The sequence below is a fragment of the Phenylobacterium sp. genome (assembly GCF_020253645.1).
Lineage (GTDB): Bacteria > Pseudomonadota > Alphaproteobacteria > Caulobacterales > Caulobacteraceae > Phenylobacterium.
Map to the genome: position 1 here is coordinate 1 of NZ_JADCBG010000131.1, position 20,394 is coordinate 20,394.

Here is a 20,394-nt window from a genome sequence, read left to right on the forward strand (position 1 = left end):
CGGTGACGAAGGTCTGGCTGCAGCGTTCGGGCCTGGTCAGCCGGGCGAAGTCCCGCTCGGCGCACCGCAAGAAGCGTCCCTGGCGGCCGATGATCGGCATGATGCTGCACGAGGATGGCTCCCGTTACGCCTGGGTGCCCGGCGACAGGCGAGCCTATGACCTGATCGTCACCCTCGACGACGCCACAGGCGAGATCTACTCGGCCTTCATGTCGAGGAGGAAGGGACGGCGTCGACTTTCAGGGGGCTTCTGGAGACGATCGAACGCAAAGGCCTGTTCTGTTCGCTCTACACCGACCGGGGCAGCCACTATTTCCATACGCCCCAGGCCGGCGGGAAGGTTTCCCGCAGCCAGCTGACCCAGGTCGGCCGCGCCCTGCGTCAGCTCGACATCGAGCACATCGCCGCCTACTCCCCGCAGGCGAGGGGCCGTTCGGAGCGGGCGTTTGGAACGCTCCAGGACCGCTTGCCCAAGGAACTCCGGCTTGCCGGGATCAGCAGCGTCGAAGGCGCCAACGACTTCCTCCGGAACGTCTACATCGACGACTACAACCGCCGCTTCGCCGTGCAGGCCGAGCAGGATGGATCGGCCTTCGTCGCCGATTCCAACGGGGCGGCCGGCGACATCCTGTGCGTTCAGGAAGAGCGGAGGGTGGGCAACGATAACACCCTGCGCTGGAAGGCTCTCAGCCTTCAGCTGCCCGAAAGCCGCCTGAGACCCAGCTTCGTGCGAACCCAGGTGTGGGTCCGCGAGTACCCGAACGGGAGCCTCAGCGTCTTCTGGGGACCGCACCGGCTTGGAGACTATGCGCCGGATCGCTCCCTCATCACGCAAGGCACAGCGCTTGCCGCCTGAACCCGCACGACCGACGCCGGGGTCATGCGCGCATGACCCCGGCCACAAACAGAAAAGCGGACACTTCACGCGCTACAAAAACTGGACAGATTGACTCGCTTGCGACAGCTCAAACTTTGCGTTGTCGAATTGAGTTCGTCAACGCGTGCGGTTTAAGCTTGCCGTCCGGCGCCATTTGCCGGCGACGCTCATCAGAACGCTTAACGTGGGGACCCGACGATAATGTTGGCGCGTGCTTTCCGGCCTGAACTTGACGCGAAACGTCTGCGGTCGATGTACCTCGACTTCTTCAAGGCGCGAGCTCACGCCGTGATCCCCAGCGCCTCCCTCATTCCGGACGGCGATGGCTCGGTGCTCTTCACCACAGCGGGGATGCACCCGTTGGTGCCCTATCTGATGGGTCGCGAACACCCAGCAGGGTCACGCCTTACCGGCGTCCAAAAATGCGTGCGGACGAACGACATCGAAGAAGTCGGCGACCTGACCCACCTCACCTTCTTCGAGATGCTGGGGAACTGGTCGCTCGGCGATTACTACAAAGCGGACTCCATTCGCTGGAGCTTCGAGTTCCTGACGGGAAGCGAGACCCTGGGCATCTCGCCAGACTCGCTTTGGGTTACGGTCTTTGACGGGAACACCGATGTTCCACGTGACGAAGAATCGGCGAGCATTTGGCGATCTCTCGGGCTCCCTCCAGAAAGGATCATCTTCCTCGGGGAGGAGGACAATTGGTGGGCCGCCGGTCCGGAAGGCCCCTGCGGTCCGGACACCGAGATCTTCTATGACATGACGGGTCAGGCCTGCGAGGCCGGGCCCGAGTGTTCCCCGGGAAGGTGCGGCTGCGGCAGGTTCTTCGAAATCTGGAACAACGTCTTCATGTCGTATGACCGGCGGGGCGCGAGCCTCACGCCGCTGCCGCGACGCAATGTCGATACCGGCATGGGCCTGGAGAGAACTCTGGCCGCACTCACAGGCGTGCAAAGCGTCTATGAAACTGCATCTTTCAAGCCCATCATGGCCGAACTTCAACGCTTGTCAGGTCGAAGCGCCGACGAGATCGCCGCAGACGCCAACCGGCTAAAAGCTGCTCGCGTGCTTGCTGATCACATCCGCACAGCGACCTTCATGTTGGGCGATGAGCGCGGCATTCGCCCCTCGAACCAGGGCCAGGGATACGTCCTGCGCCGCCTGATCCGTCGGGGCGTCCGCTACTGCGAGCAGCTGGGGCTGTCACCCGAACAGTGGGTGGGCGTGTCGGACATCGTCGTGCGTGAATACGGCGAGGTCTATCCGAGCCTCGCAGCCCAGGCCGATGTCATTCGCAGCGAGCTGTTATCGGAGAAAGACAGATTCGAGGCTACCCTCGCTCGCGGCGTGAAGCTTCTGGAACGCGAGCTGGAGCGACTGCGACAGGAAGGGGGCGAGTTGTTGCCGGGGCAGACGGCGTTCCGCCTTTACGACACCTACGGCTTTCCCTTCGAGTTCACCCAAGAGCTTGTTGCTGAACAGGGGCTGACGGTCGATGAGAATGGCTTCGCCAAGGCGGCGATCGAGCACCAGGAGCGCTCGCGCTCCGAGGCTGCCAAGAGCGGGCTGGCAGACGATAGCGTCGAAAGCACCCGGTACCACACAGCCACCCACCTCCTACATGCCGCGCTGCGCAGGGTGCTCGGCGAGCACGTCGAGCAAAAAGGGTCCAACATCAACAGAGAACGCATGCGCTTTGATTTCAGCCTTGACCGGCCGATGACCCCGCTGGAGCTTCAGGAAGCGCAGAGCCAGGTGCAGGCCTGGATCGACGCGGACCTGCCGGTGCGCCAGCGGGTGCTGCCGCATGCTGAAGCACGCTCGCTTGGCGCGATCGGGCTGTTCAATGATCGTTACGGCGATGAAGTATCCATCTACGAGATCGGCGATGTCTCCGTGGAGTTCTGCGGGGGCCCGCACGTGGAGCGGACATCTGAACTTGGTCGCTTTCAAATCAAGAAGGAGCAGTCCTCCTCGGCCGGCGTCCGCCGGATTCGCGCGCACCTGACGCCCTAGAGCGGAATCCGTTCACTTTGCACCGTAGCCTGCAGCCGTGAAGGAGTTGGCGCACTCGTCGGTTGTGAAGCCGTCGATGATGAGGCCTATGCGGTTCCAGAGGGCTTCGGTGGATCGTTCGGCGGCCTTGCGCAGGAGGGCCTTGAGTTTTGAGAAGGCCATCTCGATGGGGTTTAGGTCTGGCGAGTATTTCGGCAGGAACACCAGGCTGGCGCCGGCGACCTCTCTGACCCTTGACGAAACCCTGACCAGCTCGGAGCGGATCTGGTCGCAATCGTATCCTGAGTACTGGATCGGGGAGACGTAGGCGGCGGAAATCTCACTAGGCGACGATGCGCAGCCCGCCAGGATGGATGCGCAGAGCGCTGCGGTGACGATGGTTCTCATGGGTCCCTCCCGGCGCCCACCTGGGCGCCTCCGGAGGCCACCCTAGGCGGCCCACCCGTCAGGACTGGTCGTTCGGTGCGGCAGGTCCCGAGGAAAGGAACCGCGCGAGTTCCTCCGCCATCAGCGTCTTCAGCCGGTCCGGGCCGCGGATCTCGATCTCTCCGCGCCAGGTGAAGAGGTGCCAGCACAGCTCCAGCAGGCCTCCTGTCCGAAGGCGCAGGAGGAGGCCGCCGTCGGGCTGGGGCTCGAAGGTCTGGCTGGGGTGGAAGAGGAAGGACTGGGCGAGGTCGGCCGAGCCGGGCCGGACGCGCAGGACGATGTCCTCCGCCGGCTCCTGGAAGACGCCGAAGGACTGGCGGGCGAAGGCGTCGATGTCAAAGCCCTCTGGGACCTGGGCGGGGGTCTCCAGCACCTCCACACCGGCCATGCGGTCCAGTCGCCAGAGGACCGGGTCAGGAGCGCCGGTCCGGCGGGCGACCAGGTAGTAGACCGAGCCAAAGAGAAGGCCGCAGGGGTCGACGGTCCGCTGGACGGCCTCGGCGCCGCCCCGGGCCGCATAGTCGAAACGGACCTGCCTCATGGCCAGCAGCGCCGTCCGCAGACGTCTCAGGATCTCGGGGCTGCAGGCCGGCCGGGGGCCCGGACGCAGGGCGATGCGCTCCGTCAGGGCCAGGGCCTCCACATCTGCGGCGTAGCGCACCCTCAGCCCTGGCCGGATGCGGGACTCCACCTTGCCCGCCAGGCTGACCAGGTTCTCCGCGCGCCCCTGCAGACCGTCCCGGCGCGCCGCTTCCGAGGCGAGGGCGAGGTCGGCCAGTTCCTCTACGGTGGGGGTCTCGAAGAAGGGGTCCAGGCCGCCGGGAATCCGGAAGCGCTTGGCCCGGCCCTCGCGAATCTCCTCCAGCTGGGGAAAGAGGTCGCGCACTGCGTCCCGCATCCGTTCCGCCGTGCGCCGGTCGACGCCGAATTCGACCGCGATCTCTTCCAGGGCGAGGCCCTCCGCAGATCCCGCCAGGCGGCGGGCGAGGTGGAGGAGGGCGGTGGCCTTGTCGAGGCGCATGGAGGGCTCCGGACCATGGACGGGACGCCGGACCCTGTCCCTGCCGGACGCTGGAGTTCAAGGTCCCGCCGGGCCTCAGGCGAGAACCTGCGACCGATCCTGTCGTTCCGGGGAGGATTTCCTACCAGGTGTCGATCCAGGCCCGCTTCTTGCCGTTCCGCGTCGGTTGGGGGTTGGACTTCAGGCCCATGGCCAGCCACCTGCGGGAGTCGGCCGGGTCGATGACGTCGTCGACCTCGAAGACCGTGCCGGCGTTCACCGCCCGGGCCCAGTCATAGGCTTCGGCCACCCACTTGTCGTAGAGGGCCCGGCGGGCCGGGATGTCCTCGATGGCCTGCAGCTCGCCCCGGCGGCCCAGCTTGATCTGGCCCTCCAGACCCATGCCGGCGAACTCGCCGGTGGGCCAGGCGACCGAGAAGAAGGTTTCGTCGAAGCTGCCCGCCGCCATGGCGATCGCGCCCAGGCCATACGCCTTGCGCAGGACGATGTTGAAGACCGGGACAGTGAGGTTCGCGCCGGCCACGTACATGCGCGCGCAGTGGCGGATCAGGGCGGTCTTCTCGGCCTCGGGCCCCACCATGTTCCCGGGCGTGTCGATCAGGGACAGGATCGGGATGTCGAAGGCGTCGCACAGCTGCAGGAAACGGCTGGCCTTGTCCGCCCCGACGCTCTCGATGGCCCCGCCCGAGGTGGAGTTGCAGTTGTTGGCGATGACGCCGACCGTCCGGCCCTCGATGCGGATCAGGGCGGTGACCATGGAGGTCGCCCAGCGCGGCCTCAGCTCCAGCACGGAGCCTGCGTCCGCCAGGGTCTCGATGACCTTGCGGATATCGTACACCGCCCGCCGGTTCTCAGGGATGATGTGCCGCAGGGGGCGCTGGTCGTGCGCCGTCCAGTCGGACAGCGGACCCTGGAAGTAGGAGAGGTAGGCCTTGGCGAGGGCGACGGCCTCGGCCTCATTCTCCGCCAGGAGGTCGATGACCCCGTTCGGCTCCTGGATGGAGACCGGCCCCACCTCGTCGGGCGAGTAGGCGCCCAGGCCGCCGCCCTCGATCATCGCCGGCCCGCCGATCCCCATGGAGGAATCCTTCGTGGCGATGATGACGTCGCAGGCGCCCAGGAGGACCACGTTTCCAGCGAAGCAGTAGCCGGAGTTGATCCCCACGAGGGGGACGAGGCCGGACAGCTTGCCCAGCTCCCGCCAGGTCCGGGTCGACAGGCCGCCCAGGGAGGTGACCCCGGACGAGCCGATGGGCGGGCCGGACCCGCCGCCCGTGCGGCCGCCGCCGCCTTCGGAGAACAGGACGACGGGAAGTTTGCTGTGCTGGGCCACGCGCAGCATGCGGTCGGTCTTCTGGTGGCTCTTGGTCCCCTGGGTCCCGGCAAGGACGGTGTAGTCGTAGGCCACGACGGCGCAGCGGGCGGCCTCGGGACCGAAGAGGTCGCCATTCACCTGCCCGACGCCGATCACCATGCCGTCGGCCGAGGTCCGCACAATGCGCTCCTCAAGCACCTCCTGGGTGTCCGACCGCATCCGGCCGGCGGTGACCAGGGGGCCGTACTCGATGAAGCTGTCCGGGTCGCAGAGGTCGGCCACGTTCTCCCGGGCGGTGCGGCGGTTCTGCGCCCGTCGTCGCCCCACGGCCTGGGGCCGCCCGGCGTCGCTGGCCAGGAAGTGCAGGCGCTGGACCTCGGCCAGATCGGGACGGATCTCGTCAGGGTCCGGCGCCCGGGCGCCGACATAGTCGCCCTCCACCTCGGCGGGCTCGACGAACAGGAGGGGGGTGTCCTCGAAGACCGTGTCGCCGGGCTCCAGGGTGACCTCCCGGACCACGCCCGAGACCTCGGAGACGATCACGTGCTCCATCTTCAGGGCCTCCATCACCGCCACGGGCTGGCCGGCGCGGACGGTGTCGCCGACGGCGGCGGAGAGGCTGAGGACCAGCCCCTGGAGGGGGGTCAGGACCGCCACGGTCCCGGCGGGCCCCTGCGCGGCCTCGCGGGGGGCGGCGGGGTCGGGCGGCGGAGCTGCGCCGCCGTCGCCCGGCTTCACCGACAGGACCGCCAGGGGATCGACCAGGTCGATCTTCGCCCCTGCCTTGCGCACTGCGCCGCCGGCCGGCTCGAAGTAGCGCGCCCGCCCCGCCTCGGCGGCCAGCAGGTCCGCCGCGTGTTCCTCGACATAGCGCGTATGCAGGGTTCCCGCCGGCAGGGCGTCGCTGGCCAGCAGGGCCTGCAGGAAGTCGATGTTGGTCTTCACCCCGCCGATCTTGAACTCCGACAGGGCGCGCCGGGCCCGGGCGGTCGCCGCCGCAAGATCACGGCCGTGGGTGATGACCTTGGCCAGCAGGGAGTCGTACCGGGCCGAGGTGGCGTAGCCGGCGTAGCCATAGCCGTCGACGCGAACCCCCGGCCCCGAGGGGGGATCATAGGCTGTCAGGATCCCGCCGGAAGGCCGTGAGCCTCCGTCAGCGGTCATGGTCTCGAGGTTCACCCGAGCCTGGATCGCGAGGCCCTGTGGCGGCGGGGGGCCGTCCCCGAGGCCGAGGTCGACCAGCCGGGCGCCATCGGCGATGCGCAGCTGCAGCTCCACAAGGTCAAGGCCGAGGACCATCTCGGTGACGGTGTGCTCCACCTGCAGGCGGGCGTTGGCCTCGATGAAGGCGAAGCGGGGCGGCGCCCCCGGCCGGGCGTCCACCAGGAACTCGATCGTCCCGAGGCCGCGGTAGCCGGCCGCCCGGGCCAGCGCCACGGAGGCTTCCAGCATGTCGCGGCGAAGGGCTTCAGGCAGGCCGAAGGCCGGCGCGATCTCGATCACCTTCTGCCTCTGGCGCTGCAGCGAGCACTCGCGGTCCCACAGGTGGATGACCCCGCCCTCGCCGTCGCCCAGGATCTGGACCTCGACGTGCCGGGCCCGCGGCATCAGCGCCTCGACATAGAGGTCGCCCGATCCGAAGGCGGTCTTGGCCTCTGACGCGGCGCGTTCGAAGGCGGCGGCGAGCTCCGCAGGGTCGCTGACCGGCCGCATGCCGCGACCGCCGCCGCCGGCCACCGCCTTGAGCATGATGGCGCCGCCCTCGCGCAGGCCGGCCATGAAGGCCTGGGCCTCCTCCAGCGAGACCGGTCGGCTGATCCCGGCCAGAAGCGGAACGCCGCAGGTTTCGGCAAGGGCCCGCGCTGCAGCCTTGTCGCCGAACATGCGGAGGCTCTCTGGCCTAGGGCCCACGAAGATCAGCCCTGCGGCCTCGCAGGCCTCGGCGAAGCCGGCGTTCTCGCTCAGGAAGCCATAGCCCGGATGGATGGCGTCGCAGCCCGCCGCGCTGGCCGCCGCGACCATGCCCTCGATGTCGAGGTAGGCCGGGACCCCTGTCTTGCCCAGGTTGACCGCCTCGTCCGCCGCCCGGACGTGGAGCGAGGCCGCGTCGTCCTCGGCGTGGACGGCGACGGTCTCCACCCCGAGGTCGGAGGCGGTGCGGGCGATCCGGATGGCGATTTCGCCGCGATTGGCGATGAGGAGGCGCTTGGGCATCAGGTTTCCTTCCCACGGTCGGGCCGTCTTGGGCGGCCTCGCCAGCCGATATAGCATTCAACCCCCCGCAGGACGCCAGCCCCCGGGCTCGCCTGGGCTCCGGCCCTGGTCTAGGCTGCACGGCATCCGGTCTGGAGAGGGCGCCTGCGGCATGAAAGCGGTCTGGTACGAGCGGACGGGTCCGGCCCGGGAGGTGCTCGAGTTCGGCGAAATCCCGACCCCCTCGCCCGGGCGTGGGCAGGTGCTGATCCGGATCCACGCCTCCGGGGTCAACCCGTCGGACGCCGGCATGCGGGCGGGTCCCGCGCCCATGGCCTACCCCCGGATCGTCCCCAACAGCGACGGCGCCGGGGTGGTGGAGGCGGTGGGTCCGGAAACCCCGTCCCACTGGGTCGGGCGCCGCGTCTGGTTCTACAACGGCCAGAGGAATGGCCGCGCCTTCGGGTCGGCCGCCGAGTACATCGAGCTCGACGCCGACCTCGTCACCCCCCTGCCGGACGAGGTGTCGTTCGCCGAGGGGGCCACGCTCGGCATTCCCTGCATGACGGCCCATCGAAGTCTCTTTGTCGCCGGGCCGGTGCAGGGGCGAACCGTCCTGGTCACCGGCGGGGCGGGGGCCGTGGGCCACTACGCCGTCCAGCTGGCGAAGTGGGCGGGGGCGAACGTCATCGCCACTACGAGCAGCGAGACCAAGGCCGCCCGGGCGCGGGAAGCCGGCGCGGACCTCGTCGTCAACTACCGTGCCGAAGATGTCGCGCAAGCCGTGCGCGACTTCACCGGCGGCGCAGGCGTGGATCACGTGGTCGACGTGGATTTCGGCGGGAACCTTCCCGTGACCCTGGCCTGCGTGAAGCTCAACGGCTCCATCGCCTTCTACGCCACCAAGGGCGAACCCCGGCCCCTCGTCCCGGCGGGCGATCTGATGCGGCTGAACCTCAGCGTCCACGGCGTCTACCTGCCGGTCAGCCCGCATGCGGCCCGCCAGCGCGCTCAGGCTGATATCCTGCAGTGGATCTCCACCGGCAGGCGGATCCTGGCGGTCGCCGGCCGTCACGCCCTCAGGGACTGCGCCGCCGCCCACGAGCAGGTGGAGTCCGGGACCAAGGCGGGTACGGTGGTCGTCGAGCCCCTTGCGAACTGATCCCCGGCTGGGGGTTGCGCCGGAGTGGCGGCGCCTGCCAGACTTGCCTTCCTTCGTCTCCGCAGGGAGCCTCAAACATGCTCGCCATGATCCTCGCCGCCGCGGTGACCGCCCAGCCCGCGCTTCCCCGCACGGATGTCCCCAGGCTGGGCTTCTTCGCGGGCGTTGTGCACCAGTGCACGCCGGGGACCCAGAGGGACGCCTTCGATGTCCGGGTTCGCAGCCTGGCGGGAGAGGTTCAGCGCCAGCATGGCGCTGACGCGGCCTTCGACTTCGCCGCCGCCTTCGGCCACGGGATCGCCTCGGCGGCTGTCTCCACATCGTCGCAGACGCCCCTGCTCGGCCAGGACTTCTGCGGTGAAGCCCGCCGGACCTTCGAGGAGGGCGCCGCCCGGCTGGGCCCCGACCCCCGCCGTCAGTAGGCGTACCGAACGAACATCAGGACGCTGAGCCAGCCGTCCGGCTTGTCCGGGAGGGCCCGCTTCACCGCCTTGCCGGGCTGGGTGTAGGCGAGGTGACCGTGGACGTAGATCTTCCGTGAAACGAACCACTTTGCGGTGACGTTCGCCTCCCGGCCGTAGTCGCGGCTGTTCAGGAAGGACAGGGCGGGGTTGCCGCCGATGTTGTTCGCCTCCGCGGCCCTGAAGGTCCAGAGCTGGGGCACGATCTCGATACGCGGGTCCGGCTTCAGCCGGAGCTGGATCCGGTGGGCGATGACGTTGCTGTCCTGCACCACCTTGAAGTGGTTGGCGCCCTGAACCCACTGCTCGCCGTTCCCGCCAGAGAACAGCGGGTCCCACCGCTCGAAGGCCGAGGTGGTCGGATCATCGCCCGAGAAGTACGAGTAGCGGTAGCTGAGCGAGGGCGACCAGGTCGCCGCCGGCCATCGGTAGCCGAGCTCGGCCCAGCCGGCCCGGGCCTCCATCGGGAAGTCCGCATTCTCCTGCAGGGCGATCTCCGCGCCGCCGAAAGGACCCCGCCGGGATTCGGCCGGCGCATAGGTGAACCGGACGTCGTAGACCCGCAGGCCCTTGCGTACGCCGACCACCGTTCCCGTCGGGCCGAAATAGGCGGACTGCCCGTCGGTGGCCTGAACATAGCTGGCGGCGACCATCCAGTCGGGGGAGGGGCGGAACTCGGCGTTCACGCCGGCCAGCCGCGTCCCGGAGTCCAGGATCGGGAGCTCGTCGGGGTCGAGATGGAAGGCCTCCAGGCGCAGACGGTTGTAGGCCACCTGGGCGAGCACCAGGTTGTCTGCGGCCCAGCGGGCGTTGGCCTGCAGGGCGGCCCGGTCGTGCCCGTTGGCCGCGGTATTGGCGATGAGGAAGGCGTTCGCCAGGGTGAACTTCTGGCGGCCCGCCGAGAGGTTGAAGACGAGCCGGTTGCCTGCCGTATCCGTCGATCCGCCGACGAGACCGAGATACGCGTCCTCGACGCCGGTGTGGGTGCGCGTCTTGCTGCTGAACAGCTCGTCCCCGCTGGAGGCCGCGGTGATGCCGCTCAGGCCGCCATAGAGATAGACCTGCTTGGAGAGCGGGGTGATCCCGTAGACGCCATAGTGGACATAGGCCTCGGCCCAGTCGCGGTAGCCGGCGCCCGAGGGTTGTCCCTGGACGAGGGGGTTGCCGGCCAGCAGGGGTTCGGGCTGTCCGTACCAGGAATTGTTGTTGGCGTAGTAGAGGCCGAGGGCGTCGAACTTGCCGACGATGTAGGTCCCGTTCCGGTCAAGCAGAAGGGAGCCTGCGTCAGGATCGCCGGCGAGCCGCCCGCGGCCTTCGCGGCTGGCGGCGGAGTCGCCCAGGGTGACCCGGACCTCGACATCCACGCCGCCCGCCGAGCCCAGGCTGACGTCATAATCGAGGCCGCCGACCTCTGCGGTCCGGCGGGCCCGGGCCAGCTGCAGGTCGAAGGCTTCCTTCGAGAACCGGGCTCCCGGGAACAGGGCCAGGGACCTGCGGACGGAATCCGCGACACGGTCTGCGACAGCGGCATCCGGGCCGGGATTGACCACCACGACGCGGATCGCCTCGATCGCCGCCCCGTTCAGGGGATCGGACACGCCGGCCGACTGGGCCCGCGCCTGCGGCGACGCGGCGAGCACAAGCGCGGCGACGGCAAGCGTCAACAGGCCGGCGATCCGGCCCGGACCCGACATCATGATCCGGGTGCGCTGCGCCATTGGTCTTTACCCTTCTTGCGCTTGGACTCCGCGACGGGACCCTTCCCCGCAAGTCCGCGCGCAGCTTGTAGTTGAGACAGGATGAAGGAATAGTCCGGAAAGGTACAGGTGGGCGGCTCCGTCCACGCCAGGAAGAAGGGACCAGCAGATGGAACGTCGGGATATCCTCAAGGGCATTGCGATCGCCGGCGCCGCCGCGACCGCCGCGGCGACCGCCCCGCCGGCCTCCGCCCAGGTGGGGCCGAAGGGCGCAAAGGGCGTCGGGGTCAAGGACATGACCCCCGTCGATCCCGAATACGTCATCCCCGGCCGGTTCAAGGGCAAGACCCTGATCGTGACGGGTTGCGCCAGGGGCATGGGCGCTGCGGCGGCCATTCGCGCGGCCAAGGAAGGCGCCAACATCGTCGGCGTCGACTGGATCAAGGACCAGGGCCAGGCCGTGGTCGACCAGATCAACGCCTCGGGCGGCAAGGCCGTCTTCCTCTACGGCGACGTGTCCGAGACCTCGGTCTGCGACGCCATGGTCAAGGCGGCGGTCGACACGTTCGGCGGGCTGGACCTGGCCCTCAACAACGCCGGCGTGATGGATGGGGTCTTCTCAGGGGATCCGCCAGACTACGCCCGCCAGAAGAAGCTGGTCTTTGCGCCCATCCACGAAGCCTCGGACGAGTACTTCGACAACGTGGTGAGGATCAACACCGCCGGCGTCTTCCGCAGCATGCGCTCCGAGTTGCGCCAGCTTCTGGCCCAGGGCCGGGGCGGCGCCATCGTCAATGTCGGCTCCATCGCAGGCCTGACCGGCCTGTCGGGCAACCCGGCCTACGTGGCCAGCAAGCACGCCGTCACCGGCCTGACCCGCAACGCGGCCATCGACTACGCCCCCTACGGCATCCGGGTGAATTCGGTGAACATGGCGGCGACGGACACCCCGATGGTCGAGCGCGCCGGGATCCTTGTGGCGGCCTCGATGAAGGACCAGAAGGGCCCGACCATGGGCCGGCTGAAGATCGACAGCCTCCTGTCCTACACCGACTCCAACAAGCGGCCGGCCACGGTGGGCGAACAGGTCTCCATGATGCTGTTCCTGCTGTCGCCCGAGGCGTCCAACTTCACCGGCGGCGTCTACGCCACCGACGGCGGCTGGACGGCCTACTAGGGGCGTCCCGGGGGCATGATCGCGCCCGCGGACGCCATCCTCGCCCGCCGGCGGCTGACCAACCGGTTCATCGCCGGGAGGGAGGCGATGCGCCTGGGGCCGGTCTTCCTGCCCGCGGCGGTGGTGATCGCCGGCGACGGCTCGGTCATCACCGGCCGCGACGCCATACTCGCCGCCTTCGCCGGCCAGTTCGCGGACCCGGGCTTCGGCGGCTATGTCCGTACGCCGGAGCGCATCGAGCTGGACGCGGAGGGCGCCCGCGCCGCCGAGCACGGCCGGTGGACGGCGGGATGGAAGGATGCGCCGGCCCAGTCCGGTCCGTATCTCGCCGTCTGGCGCAAGGTCACCGGTCAGTGGATGATCGAGTCCGAGACCTTCGTGACCACGACCTGAGGCGCATTCCGATGACCCTGACTCTCTACGGCATCAAGACCTGCGACACGGTGGCCAAGGCGAGGGCCTGGCTGGCTGCGCGCGGCCTGTCCTACGCCTTCCACGACTACAAGGCCTCGGGCGTCGATCCGGCCCGTCTCGCCGCCTGGGTCGAGGAGTTCGGCTGGGAGCGGGTGCTGAACCGGGCCGGGACTACCTTCCGCAAGCTGCCAGAGGCGGACCGGACCGGCCTCGACGCCAGCCGGGCCATCGCCCTGATGCTGGCCCAGCCGTCCATGATCAAGCGGCCCCTTCTGGACCTCGGGGACCGGCGCGTGCTGGGCTTCCGGCCGGAGGCCTATGAGGAAGCCCTGAAGGGGCGGCTCTAGGAGGCCGGGGGCCGGCGCTTCAGACCAGAGCCCCGTGACAGTGCTTGAACTTCTTGCCTGAGCCGCACGGACAGGGCTGGTTGCGGCCGGTCTGCTGCCACCCTGCGGGCAGGGCTGAGAAGGGCAGGGCCTGCCGCTGTTCTGGCGAAAGGCCCTCGGGCAGGGCGCCCATGCGGGCGGCGTTCTCGCCGGTCAGGGGATCGAGATGGATCTCCTGGAAGGCGAGAGGCGGCGGTTCCGGCTCCGCAAACTGGAACTCCACGGTCATGTGCCAGCGGGTGACATTGTGGCGCAGGTCCACCAGCAGCTTTTCGAAGAGGGAGAAGGCCTCGGTCTTGTACTCGTTCAGGGGATCCCGCTGGCCGTAGCCGCGCAGCCCGATCACATTGCGGAGATGGTCAAGCTGGGTCAGGTGCTCGCGCCACTGCAGGTCGATGGTCTGCAGGAGGAAACTCTTCTCGATTGTCCGCATCTGCGCCGGGCTGATGAGGGCCTCGCGCTCCTGGACCCGAGCGTCTGCGGCGGCCCGCAGCCGCTCCTCGATCTCTTCGTTGGCGATGCCTTCCTCAGCCGCCCACTCGGCGACCGGAACGTCGAGGCCGAGGACGGACCTGGCCTGCTCATGCAGCCCGTCGACATCCCACTGCTCGGCGTAGGCCTTCGGCGGCAGGTGGCGGATCACCATGTCGGAGATGGTGTCGCGCCGCATATCGGCCACGACATCCGACAGGTCCTCGTCCCCCATGAACTCGGCGCGCTGCTCGAAGACAGCCTTGCGCTGATCATTGACCACGTCGTCATACTTCAGGAGGTTCTTGCGGATCTCGTAGTTGCGCTGCTCCACCCGCTTCTGGGCGGTGGCGATGGCGTTGTTCAGCCACTTGTGGGTGATCGCCTCCCCGTCCTGGACGCCGAAGGTCCGCATGATCTTCTCAAGACGTTCGCCCGCGAAGATCCTCAGCAGGTCGTCCTCACAGGACAGGAAGAACTTTGACCGGCCCGGGTCCCCCTGACGGCCGGTCCGGCCCCGCAGCTGGTTGTCGATCCGTCGGCTTTCGTGACGCTCGGTCCCGAGAACGAAGAGGCCTCCGGCCGTGAGGGCCTGGGCCTTGAGATCGGCGATCTCGGTCTCAAGCTCGGACTTCCGGGCGATCACCTCCTCGGGCGTCACCTCGATGCCAAGGCCGCGCTGCTCGTCCTGCCAGCGCAGGACCCGCATATCGATGTTGCCGCCCAGCTGGATGTCCGTGCCGCGGCCGGCCATGTTGGTGGCGATGGTCACCGCCCCCGGCACGCCGGCGTCGGCGACGATCATCGCCTCCTGCTCATGGTAGCGGGCGTTCAGGACGTTGTGCGGGATGCCCTTCTGCGTCTTGCCGTCCACCTCGAAGGCGTGGGCGTGCAGCAGGGCGGAGAGCGACTCGGACTTCTCGATGGAGACGGTGCCCACAAGGATGGGCTGGCCGCGCACATAGCAGTCCTCGATCTGCATCAGGATGGCGCGGTTCTTCTCCGCCTCGGTCCTGTAGACCTCGTCGTCGTCATCGATCCGGGCGACGGGGCGGTTGGTCGGAATCTCTGTGACATCCATCCGGTAGATGTCGGCGAACTCCTGGGCCTCGGTGGCGGCTGTGCCGGTCATGCCCGAAAGCTTGCTGTACAACCGGAAGTAGTTCTGGATGGTGACCGAGGCCAGGGTCTGGTTCTCGGGCTGGATATGGGCGCCTTCCTTGGCCTCGATCGCCTGGTGCAGGCCCTCCGAGAGTCGTCGGCCATGCATCATGCGGCCGGTGAATTCGTCGATCAGGATCACCTCGCCGCCCCGGACGATGTAGTCCTTCTCGCGGGTGTAGAGCACATTCGCCCGCAGGGCCTGGTTCACATGGTGCACCACGGACACATTGGCGGCGTCGTAGAGGCCGGTGGTGTCCTCCTCCAGGTGGCCGCCCGCCCGGAGCATCTCCTCGACCTGCTCGGCGCCATGCTCGGTGAGGATGACCTGCCTCTGCTTCTCGTCGTGGTCGAAGGTCTCCCGGTCCTTGATGAGCTCCTTCACCAGGGCGTCGACCGTCCGGTAGAAATCCGACCGGTCTTCCGTGGGGCCGGAAATGATCAGCGGCGTCCGGGCCTCGTCGATCAGGATGGAGTCCACCTCGTCGACGATCACGAAGTTGTGGCCGCGCTGCACCATCTCGTCCATTTCGTAAACGAGGTTGTCGCGCAGGTAGTCGAAGCCGAACTCATTGTTCGTGCCGTAGGTGATATCAGCAGCGTAGGCGGCCTTGCGCTGGCTCTGGCTCAGGCCATGGACGATCACCCCGACGGACAGGCCGAGGAAACGATAGACCTGCCCCATCCAGTCGCCGTGCAGCTGGGCGAGGTAGTCGTTCACAGTGATGACGTGGACGCCCTTGGCGGGCAGGGCGTTGAGATAGACGGGCGCCGTGGCGACCAGGGTCTTGCCCTCGCCGGTCCGCATCTCGGCGATGCCGCCCTGGTGCAGGACGATCCCGCCGACCAGCTGGACGTCGAAGTGGCGCTGGCCGAGCACCCTGCGCGCGGCCTCGCGGACGACGGCGAAGGCCTCCTCCAGCAACTGGTCGAGGGTTTCCCCCCGCCCCAGCCTCTCCCTGAACTCGGCGGTCTTGGCCCGGAGGGCCTCGTCGCTCAGCGCCCGCATTGCGGGCTCAAGACCGTTGATCCGGGCCACCCGGGCCATCAGGGTCTTGACCTTGCGGTCATTGGACGAGCCGAAGAAACGCTGGAAGATGCTCACGGGATGGGTCCGGACCTGTGCGGGGTGAGGGGAAGGCGCTCTTGGAAGGCCTGCCTTGCGCCCGGAAAACCCGCTTCCTCCGGGGTGGGGGTGACTTAAGCAGGCCCCCCCGGCCTGTCAACGCGGACCGCCGGCGCCCGGCCTCCGGCGCGCCTTCCCCGGCGCCCCGGGAACACGCCTGCGACGTCCTCCCTCGGGTCAAAGGGTTCCATCCGGACCACTGACGATCTAGGGACAGTATTCGATCCGCCCGCGAGGATTTCCTGCGACATGACAAAGGTCGTCTCTCTCCCCGGTTCCGCCCGAGGTCTGTTCCTCGTGCTGCTCGTCGCCTGCCTGGGTCTCGCCGGTTGCCAGGGCCGGGAGCGTTCCGAGGACCCGCCCGAGGCGGGAGATGTGGTTGTCGCGCGGGTCAACGGCGTTCCGGTCTGGACCTCGGATGTGAAGCGGGAGGCGGTCGCCCAGGGCCTGATTGGCGAGGGCGAACCCCTGGATCCGGCCTCGGAACCGTTCCGTCGCACCACCGACGAGGTGATTGATCGGCGGCTGCTGGCCGCGGAGGCTGCGAGGCGCAAGCTCGACCGGGATCCGGCTGTCCAGAGGCGACTCGCCGCGGCCCGCGAGCGGATCCTCGCGGATCTGGTCGTCGACGCCACCGTGACAGGCGCCATCAGCGAACCGGCGATCCGCAGCCTCTACCAGGAGCAGGTCCGTCTCTCGCGCCAGACCGAGGAAATCCGGGCTCGGCAGATCATCGTGGCCACCCAGCCCGAGGCCGAGGCGATCCGCAAGCTGCTGGGGTCGGGCGGTTCCTTCGAGGCCCTCGCCATGGAACGTTCCCTCGATGCAGCGACCCGGTTCAACGGCGGCGATCTCGGCTATTTCACCGTGGACATCATGCCGGATTCCTATGCCGCCGCGCTCAAGTCCGCCAAGGCCGGCCAGACCATCGGTCCGTTCCCGGTCGAGGGCGGCTGGGCGCTCGTGAAGGTCGAGGACCGCCGGCCCGAGGAGCCGATCACCCTGGAGGCTGCGCGACCGCAGATCGTCCGCTTCCTGACCTATGATCAGGTCCGTGACCTATTGGAGAAGCTGAGGGGACAGGCGAAGGTCCAGACCTTCCTCAGGACCACGCCGGATGTTCCGGGCCAGCCCCGGGAGCCGGCCTCGGGCGTACCCGCGCCGGCGGATACGCCCCAAGCGCCGAAGGAGGGGACCAAGCCATGAGCCGCAAGCCGACGCCGACCGGGGTCCCGCCGTCCCGGCCCCGCTCCGCCGCAAAGCCTGTCGAGGCGGTCGGTCAAACGATCGAACGCGCCCTGGACCCGCTCGCCTCCGCCATCAAGCGCGCCGCCCTCCGGCGTGCGGATCGCCAGTCGCGCGCTTTCGGAGACGGCGCCGAGGTCGCCCCGACGCCTGCCAAGGGCGCTCTGCCGGTCTCGCCCCTCGCGGTCCCGTTCCCGCGGATTCCGCCCATTGACGGGGTGGAGCTGGCGACCGGCCGGGCCGGCTTCTACAAGCACGAGCGCGAGGACCTGCTCGTCATGCGTTTCGCCGAGGGAACCAGTGTGGCGGGGGTCTTTACCCGGCATGGCGTTGGCTCCGCCCCGGTGGACTGGTGCCGGCGGGCGCTTGCCCAGTCGCAGGGCGAGGACGCCAGGGCCCTGGTCGTCAACGCCGGCTGCGCCAATGCCTTCACCGGCAAGCCCGGGGCGGACGCCGCCCGCCGGGTCGCGTCCGCCGTCGCCAAGCGCTTCGACTGCCGCCAGCGGGACGTCATGATCGCCTCCACCGGCGTCATCGGCGTCCTGCTCGATGACGCGAAGATCACCCAGCGCCTGCCCGAGGTGGACGCCGCCCTGGCGCCGGATGGCTGGGCGGGCGCCGCGCGCGCCATCATGACCACCGACACCTTTCCCAAGGGGGCCTTCGCCGAGGCGGAGATCGACGGGAAGACGGTGCGGATCGCCGGCATCTGCAAGGGTTCGGGCATGATCGCGCCGGACATGGCCACCATGCTGGCCTTCGTCGCCACCGACGCCGACATCGCTCCCAAAGCCCTGCAGAACCTGGCCAGCCTCTACACGCGCTCCACCTTCAACTGCGTGACGGTGGATGGCGACCGCTCCACCAACGACACCCTGCTGCTGTTCGCCACCGGCCGGTCCGGCGCAGCGCGGATCAGCCGGGCCGGCGACCGCCGGCTGGCCGACTTCCGCGAAAAGCTCGAGGCGGTCCTGCTGGACCTGGCCCTCCAGCTGGTGCGCGACGGGGAGGGGGCGACCAAGTTCGTGCGCATCAATGTCTCGGGCGCCGAGAGCCCCGCCTCGGCGCGCAAGATCGCCCGGACCATCGCCGAGAGCCCCCTGGTCAAGACCGCCTTCGCCGGCGAGGACGCCAACTGGGGCCGGATCGTCATGGCGGTCGGCCGGGCGGATGAGCCCATTGACCGGACCCGCCTGAAGGTCCAGTTCGGGCCCCTCGTCGCCGCCCAGGACGGCCTCATCTCCCCCACCTACGACGAGGCGAAGATGAGCGCCTACATGAAGAAGTCTGAGCTGGAGGTCAGCGTCGACGTCGGCGTCGGCCGGGGTTCGGCCACGGTGTGGACCTGTGATTTGACCAAGCAGTATGTCGCCATCAACGGGGATTACCGCAGCTAGGGCCGCGGACGGGCGACGCTCGAGCCGCCCTTGACCCCCTCACCGGGCTGCGCCCGGAGCTCCCCCTCAAGAGGGGGAGCAATTGGCCTTGTAATTCCTCCCCCTCTTGAGGGGGAGGTGGACCGCGCAGCGGGCCGGAGGGGGTCTGCGGAGGGTCGGCCCGCCCTAGTCCACCGGGCTCCACTTGGCCTGGGCGCCTTCGCGCCTGGGGCCGCGGAACTGGGACTGATCGATGGGGCGGGTGGAGGCGAAGGCGCCGGGCTTTGAGGCCGCCGGACGGTTCCTCGGCTTGCGCAGGCCGCCGGGCAGGTCGGAGCGGCCCTCGGGACGGGACGATCCGTCCGCCGCCCGGGCGCCGCCGCCATTGCGGGGCGAGCCGCCCTTGCGGTGGCCGCCCTGGCCCTGGCGGCCCCTGGGCGCGGAGGGTTCCTTGGCGCCGTCGGGCAGGTGAGCGCTCATCACCGAAAGCCCCGCGTCCCGCCGCCGGTCTTCGTTCGGGATGGTCTGGCGGGTGACCTTCTGTATGTCCTTGAGGAGGTTGCGCTCGTCGTCGGCGCAGAAGGCGACTGCGCTGCCATCGGCGCCGGCGCGGGCGGTCCGGCCGATCCGGTGGACATAGGATTCCGGCACATTGGGCAGCTCGTACTGCACGACGTGGGTCACGGCGTCGATGTCGATGCCACGGGCGGCGATGTCGGTGGCCACCAGAGCCCGGACCTCGCCGGCCTTGAAGGCGGCGAGGGCGCGCTCGCGCTGGCCCTGGCTCTTGTCGCCGTGGATGGAGGCGGCCTCGACCCCGGACTGCTCCAGGGCCTTGGCCACCCGGTCGGCGCCGCGCTTGGTGCGGGTGAAGACAATGACCCGCCGGAAGTCCTTGGCCTCGAACAGCTCGGCCAGCAGGGCGCGCTTGCGGTCCTGCTCGACGAAGATGACCTTCTGCCGGACCTTCTCGACGGTGGTCGCCTGGGGCGTTACCGAGACCTTCACCGGGTTCGGGTTCAGGAGCTCGCCCGCCAGCTGACCGATCTCGGTCGGCATGGTCGCCGAGAAGAAGAGGTTCTGGCGGGCCTTGGGGAGGTACTTCACGATCCTGCGGATCGGGACGATGAAGCCCATGTCCAGCATCTGGTCGGCCTCGTCGAGGACGAAGGTCTCGACACCCTGGAGGGTCACGGTCTTCTCGCCCAGGTGGTCGATCAGGCGGCCGGGGGTGGCCACGAGCACGTCGACGCCCGGCGCCATGGCGCGCATCTGGCCGCCGTACTTCACGCCGCCGAAGATCACGGTGACGGAGACGCCGAGGTGGCGGCCATAGGTCTTGAAGCTCTCGCCGATCTGGGTGGCGAGCTCGCGGGTGGGGGACAGGACCAGGACGCGGCAGCCGCGCCGGGGGGCTGGGCGGCGATCGGCCGCCAGGCGGTGGAGGATGGGCAGGGCGAAGGCGGCGGTCTTGCCGGTGCCGGTCTGGGCGATGCCCAGGATGTCCCGGCCCTCAAGGACGGGGGGAATGGCCTGGGCCTGGATGGGCGTCGGCCGGGTATAGCCTTCGTCGGAAAGGGCCTTCAGGAGGCCGCGATCGAGGCCGAGGTCGGTGAACTGGGTCAAGGGAAGTTGTCTTTCGATGTGCGGAATCGGGCGGCCCATCTCGGGGGCGCCGTTCGGCAGGTCTCTTGGGGGATGCCCCCGCGTGGCGGGGCGATCTGCGATGTCGCTGCAGGGCGCTCGACAGGCAGGCTGCCGGGGCAACCTTCACGCGACTGGAACGCCGAAGTCGCCCCGGAAAAGCCGGAGCGCACGGGGGAAGTGGCCTTGTCAGCCCCGGAAGTCAAGGCCGGCTTGCCAA

At 68.9% G+C, this 20,394-nt stretch carries 15 protein-coding genes and 1 pseudogene; 10 read left to right on the forward strand and 6 right to left on the reverse strand.

Going from position 1 to position 20,394, the window contains the following annotated elements:
* From INE98_RS09125 to INE98_RS09135, 3 genes are all read left to right on the forward strand, one after another.
* The coding region (locus tag INE98_RS09125; protein ID WP_293538397.1) for a hypothetical protein at positions 1-359 on the forward strand (359 nt) is incomplete at its 5' end.
* A gap of 107 nt (positions 360-466) precedes the next feature.
* The gene (locus tag INE98_RS09130; RefSeq protein WP_293538399.1) at positions 467-856 is read left to right on the forward strand and encodes a hypothetical protein; all 390 of its coding nucleotides are present in this window, start codon (positions 467-469) and stop codon (positions 854-856) included.
* Positions 857-1,078: 222 nt separating this feature from the next.
* The gene (locus INE98_RS09135) at positions 1,079-2,899 is read left to right on the forward strand and encodes an alanine--tRNA ligase (protein WP_293538401.1); all 1,821 of its coding nucleotides are present in this window, start codon (positions 1,079-1,081) and stop codon (positions 2,897-2,899) included.
* Between the two features lie 12 nt (positions 2,900-2,911).
* On the opposite strand, the pseudogene INE98_RS09140 reads toward INE98_RS09135, so the two are convergent.
* The 3 genes and pseudogenes from INE98_RS09140 to INE98_RS09150 all read right to left on the reverse strand — a co-directional run.
* Positions 2,912-3,124 (reverse strand): annotated as a pseudogene (locus INE98_RS09140) (transposase); the annotation flags it as partial.
* Between the two features lie 220 nt (positions 3,125-3,344).
* Positions 3,345-4,346 carry a WYL domain-containing protein gene (locus INE98_RS09145; protein ID WP_293538403.1) on the reverse strand — a complete coding sequence of 334 codons (1,002 nt, stop codon included), beginning with the start codon at positions 4,344-4,346 and terminating at the stop codon, positions 3,345-3,347.
* Positions 4,347-4,467: 121 nt separating this feature from the next.
* On the reverse strand, positions 4,468-7,875 hold the full coding sequence (locus tag INE98_RS09150; RefSeq protein WP_293538405.1) for a carboxyl transferase domain-containing protein: 3,408 nt from the start codon (positions 7,873-7,875) through the stop codon (positions 4,468-4,470).
* A 151-nt stretch (positions 7,876-8,026) separates the two neighbouring features.
* On the opposite strand from INE98_RS09150, the gene INE98_RS09155 reads away from it, so the two are divergent.
* Positions 8,027-9,016: an NADPH:quinone reductase gene (locus tag INE98_RS09155; RefSeq protein ID WP_293538406.1), complete on the forward strand. Its 990-nt coding sequence runs from the start codon at positions 8,027-8,029 to the stop codon at positions 9,014-9,016.
* Between the two features lie 77 nt (positions 9,017-9,093).
* Positions 9,094-9,438 carry a hypothetical protein gene (locus INE98_RS09160; protein WP_293538408.1) on the forward strand — a complete coding sequence of 115 codons (345 nt, stop codon included), beginning with the start codon at positions 9,094-9,096 and terminating at the stop codon, positions 9,436-9,438.
* Here the strand turns inward: INE98_RS09160 and INE98_RS09165 are convergent.
* Positions 9,432-11,195 (reverse strand): alginate export family protein, encoded by a 1,764-nt coding sequence (locus tag INE98_RS09165; protein ID WP_293538410.1) that lies wholly within the window; start codon positions 11,193-11,195, stop codon positions 9,432-9,434. The genes INE98_RS09160 and INE98_RS09165 overlap by 7 nt on opposite strands.
* A 148-nt stretch (positions 11,196-11,343) precedes the next feature.
* Between INE98_RS09165 and INE98_RS09170 the strand changes: the two genes are divergently transcribed.
* Genes INE98_RS09170 through INE98_RS09180 form a run of 3 tightly spaced genes read left to right on the forward strand, consistent with a single transcriptional unit; the run spans position 11,344 to position 13,112 of the window.
* Positions 11,344-12,351 carry an SDR family NAD(P)-dependent oxidoreductase gene (locus INE98_RS09170; protein WP_293538412.1) on the forward strand — a complete coding sequence of 336 codons (1,008 nt, stop codon included), beginning with the start codon at positions 11,344-11,346 and terminating at the stop codon, positions 12,349-12,351.
* A 15-nt stretch (positions 12,352-12,366) separates the two neighbouring features.
* Positions 12,367-12,744, forward strand: a complete 378-nt coding sequence (locus tag INE98_RS09175) for a nuclear transport factor 2 family protein (protein ID WP_293538414.1) — start codon at positions 12,367-12,369, stop codon at positions 12,742-12,744.
* A gap of 11 nt (positions 12,745-12,755) precedes the next feature.
* Positions 12,756-13,112: an ArsC family reductase gene (locus INE98_RS09180; RefSeq protein WP_293538416.1), complete on the forward strand. Its 357-nt coding sequence runs from the start codon at positions 12,756-12,758 to the stop codon at positions 13,110-13,112.
* Positions 13,113-13,131: 19 nt separating this feature from the next.
* Here the strand turns inward: INE98_RS09180 and secA are convergent, their stop codons facing one another.
* Entirely contained in the window at positions 13,132-15,888 is a 2,757-nt protein-coding gene (gene secA, locus INE98_RS09185; RefSeq protein ID WP_293538418.1) for a preprotein translocase subunit SecA, read from the reverse strand.
* 270 nt (positions 15,889-16,158) lie between these two features.
* On the opposite strand from secA, the gene INE98_RS09190 reads away from it, so the two are divergent.
* Both INE98_RS09190 and argJ read left to right on the forward strand, forming a co-directional pair.
* Positions 16,159-17,115, forward strand: coding sequence for a peptidylprolyl isomerase (locus tag INE98_RS09190; RefSeq protein ID WP_293538420.1), 957 nt, complete (start codon positions 16,159-16,161; stop codon positions 17,113-17,115).
* The gene (gene argJ, locus INE98_RS09195) at positions 17,112-18,551 is read left to right on the forward strand and encodes a bifunctional glutamate N-acetyltransferase/amino-acid acetyltransferase ArgJ (protein ID WP_293538422.1); all 1,440 of its coding nucleotides are present in this window, start codon (positions 17,112-17,114) and stop codon (positions 18,549-18,551) included. The genes INE98_RS09190 and argJ overlap by 4 nt, the downstream gene beginning before the upstream one ends.
* 165 nt (positions 18,552-18,716) lie before the next feature.
* On the opposite strand, the gene INE98_RS09200 is transcribed toward argJ, so the two are convergent.
* Positions 18,717-20,156: a DEAD/DEAH box helicase gene (locus INE98_RS09200; protein ID WP_293538424.1), complete on the reverse strand. Its 1,440-nt coding sequence runs from the start codon at positions 20,154-20,156 to the stop codon at positions 18,717-18,719.
* Positions 20,157-20,394 lie beyond the last annotated feature (238 nt).

Bases quoted from the DNA above. Each gene is read 5' to 3' on its own strand.
- INE98_RS09180 (WP_293538416.1), top strand. From the start codon at position 12,756: ATGACCCTGACTCTCTACGGCATCAAGACCTGCGACACGGTGGCCAAG.
- INE98_RS09170 (WP_293538412.1), top strand. From the start codon at position 11,344: ATGGAACGTCGGGATATCCTCAAGGGCATTGCGATCGCCGGCGCCGCC.
- INE98_RS09135 (WP_293538401.1), top strand. From the start codon at position 1,079: ATGTTGGCGCGTGCTTTCCGGCCTGAACTTGACGCGAAACGTCTGCGG.
- INE98_RS09160 (WP_293538408.1), top strand. From the start codon at position 9,094: ATGCTCGCCATGATCCTCGCCGCCGCGGTGACCGCCCAGCCCGCGCTT.
- INE98_RS09145 (WP_293538403.1), bottom strand. From the start codon at position 4,346: ATGCGCCTCGACAAGGCCACCGCCCTCCTCCACCTCGCCCGCCGCCTG.
- INE98_RS09190 (WP_293538420.1), top strand. From the start codon at position 16,159: ATGACAAAGGTCGTCTCTCTCCCCGGTTCCGCCCGAGGTCTGTTCCTC.
- argJ (WP_293538422.1), top strand. From the start codon at position 17,112: ATGAGCCGCAAGCCGACGCCGACCGGGGTCCCGCCGTCCCGGCCCCGC.
- INE98_RS09150 (WP_293538405.1), bottom strand. From the start codon at position 7,875: ATGCCCAAGCGCCTCCTCATCGCCAATCGCGGCGAAATCGCCATCCGG.
- INE98_RS09155 (WP_293538406.1), top strand. From the start codon at position 8,027: ATGAAAGCGGTCTGGTACGAGCGGACGGGTCCGGCCCGGGAGGTGCTC.
- INE98_RS09165 (WP_293538410.1), bottom strand. From the start codon at position 11,195: ATGGCGCAGCGCACCCGGATCATGATGTCGGGTCCGGGCCGGATCGCC.
- INE98_RS09175 (WP_293538414.1), top strand. From the start codon at position 12,367: ATGATCGCGCCCGCGGACGCCATCCTCGCCCGCCGGCGGCTGACCAAC.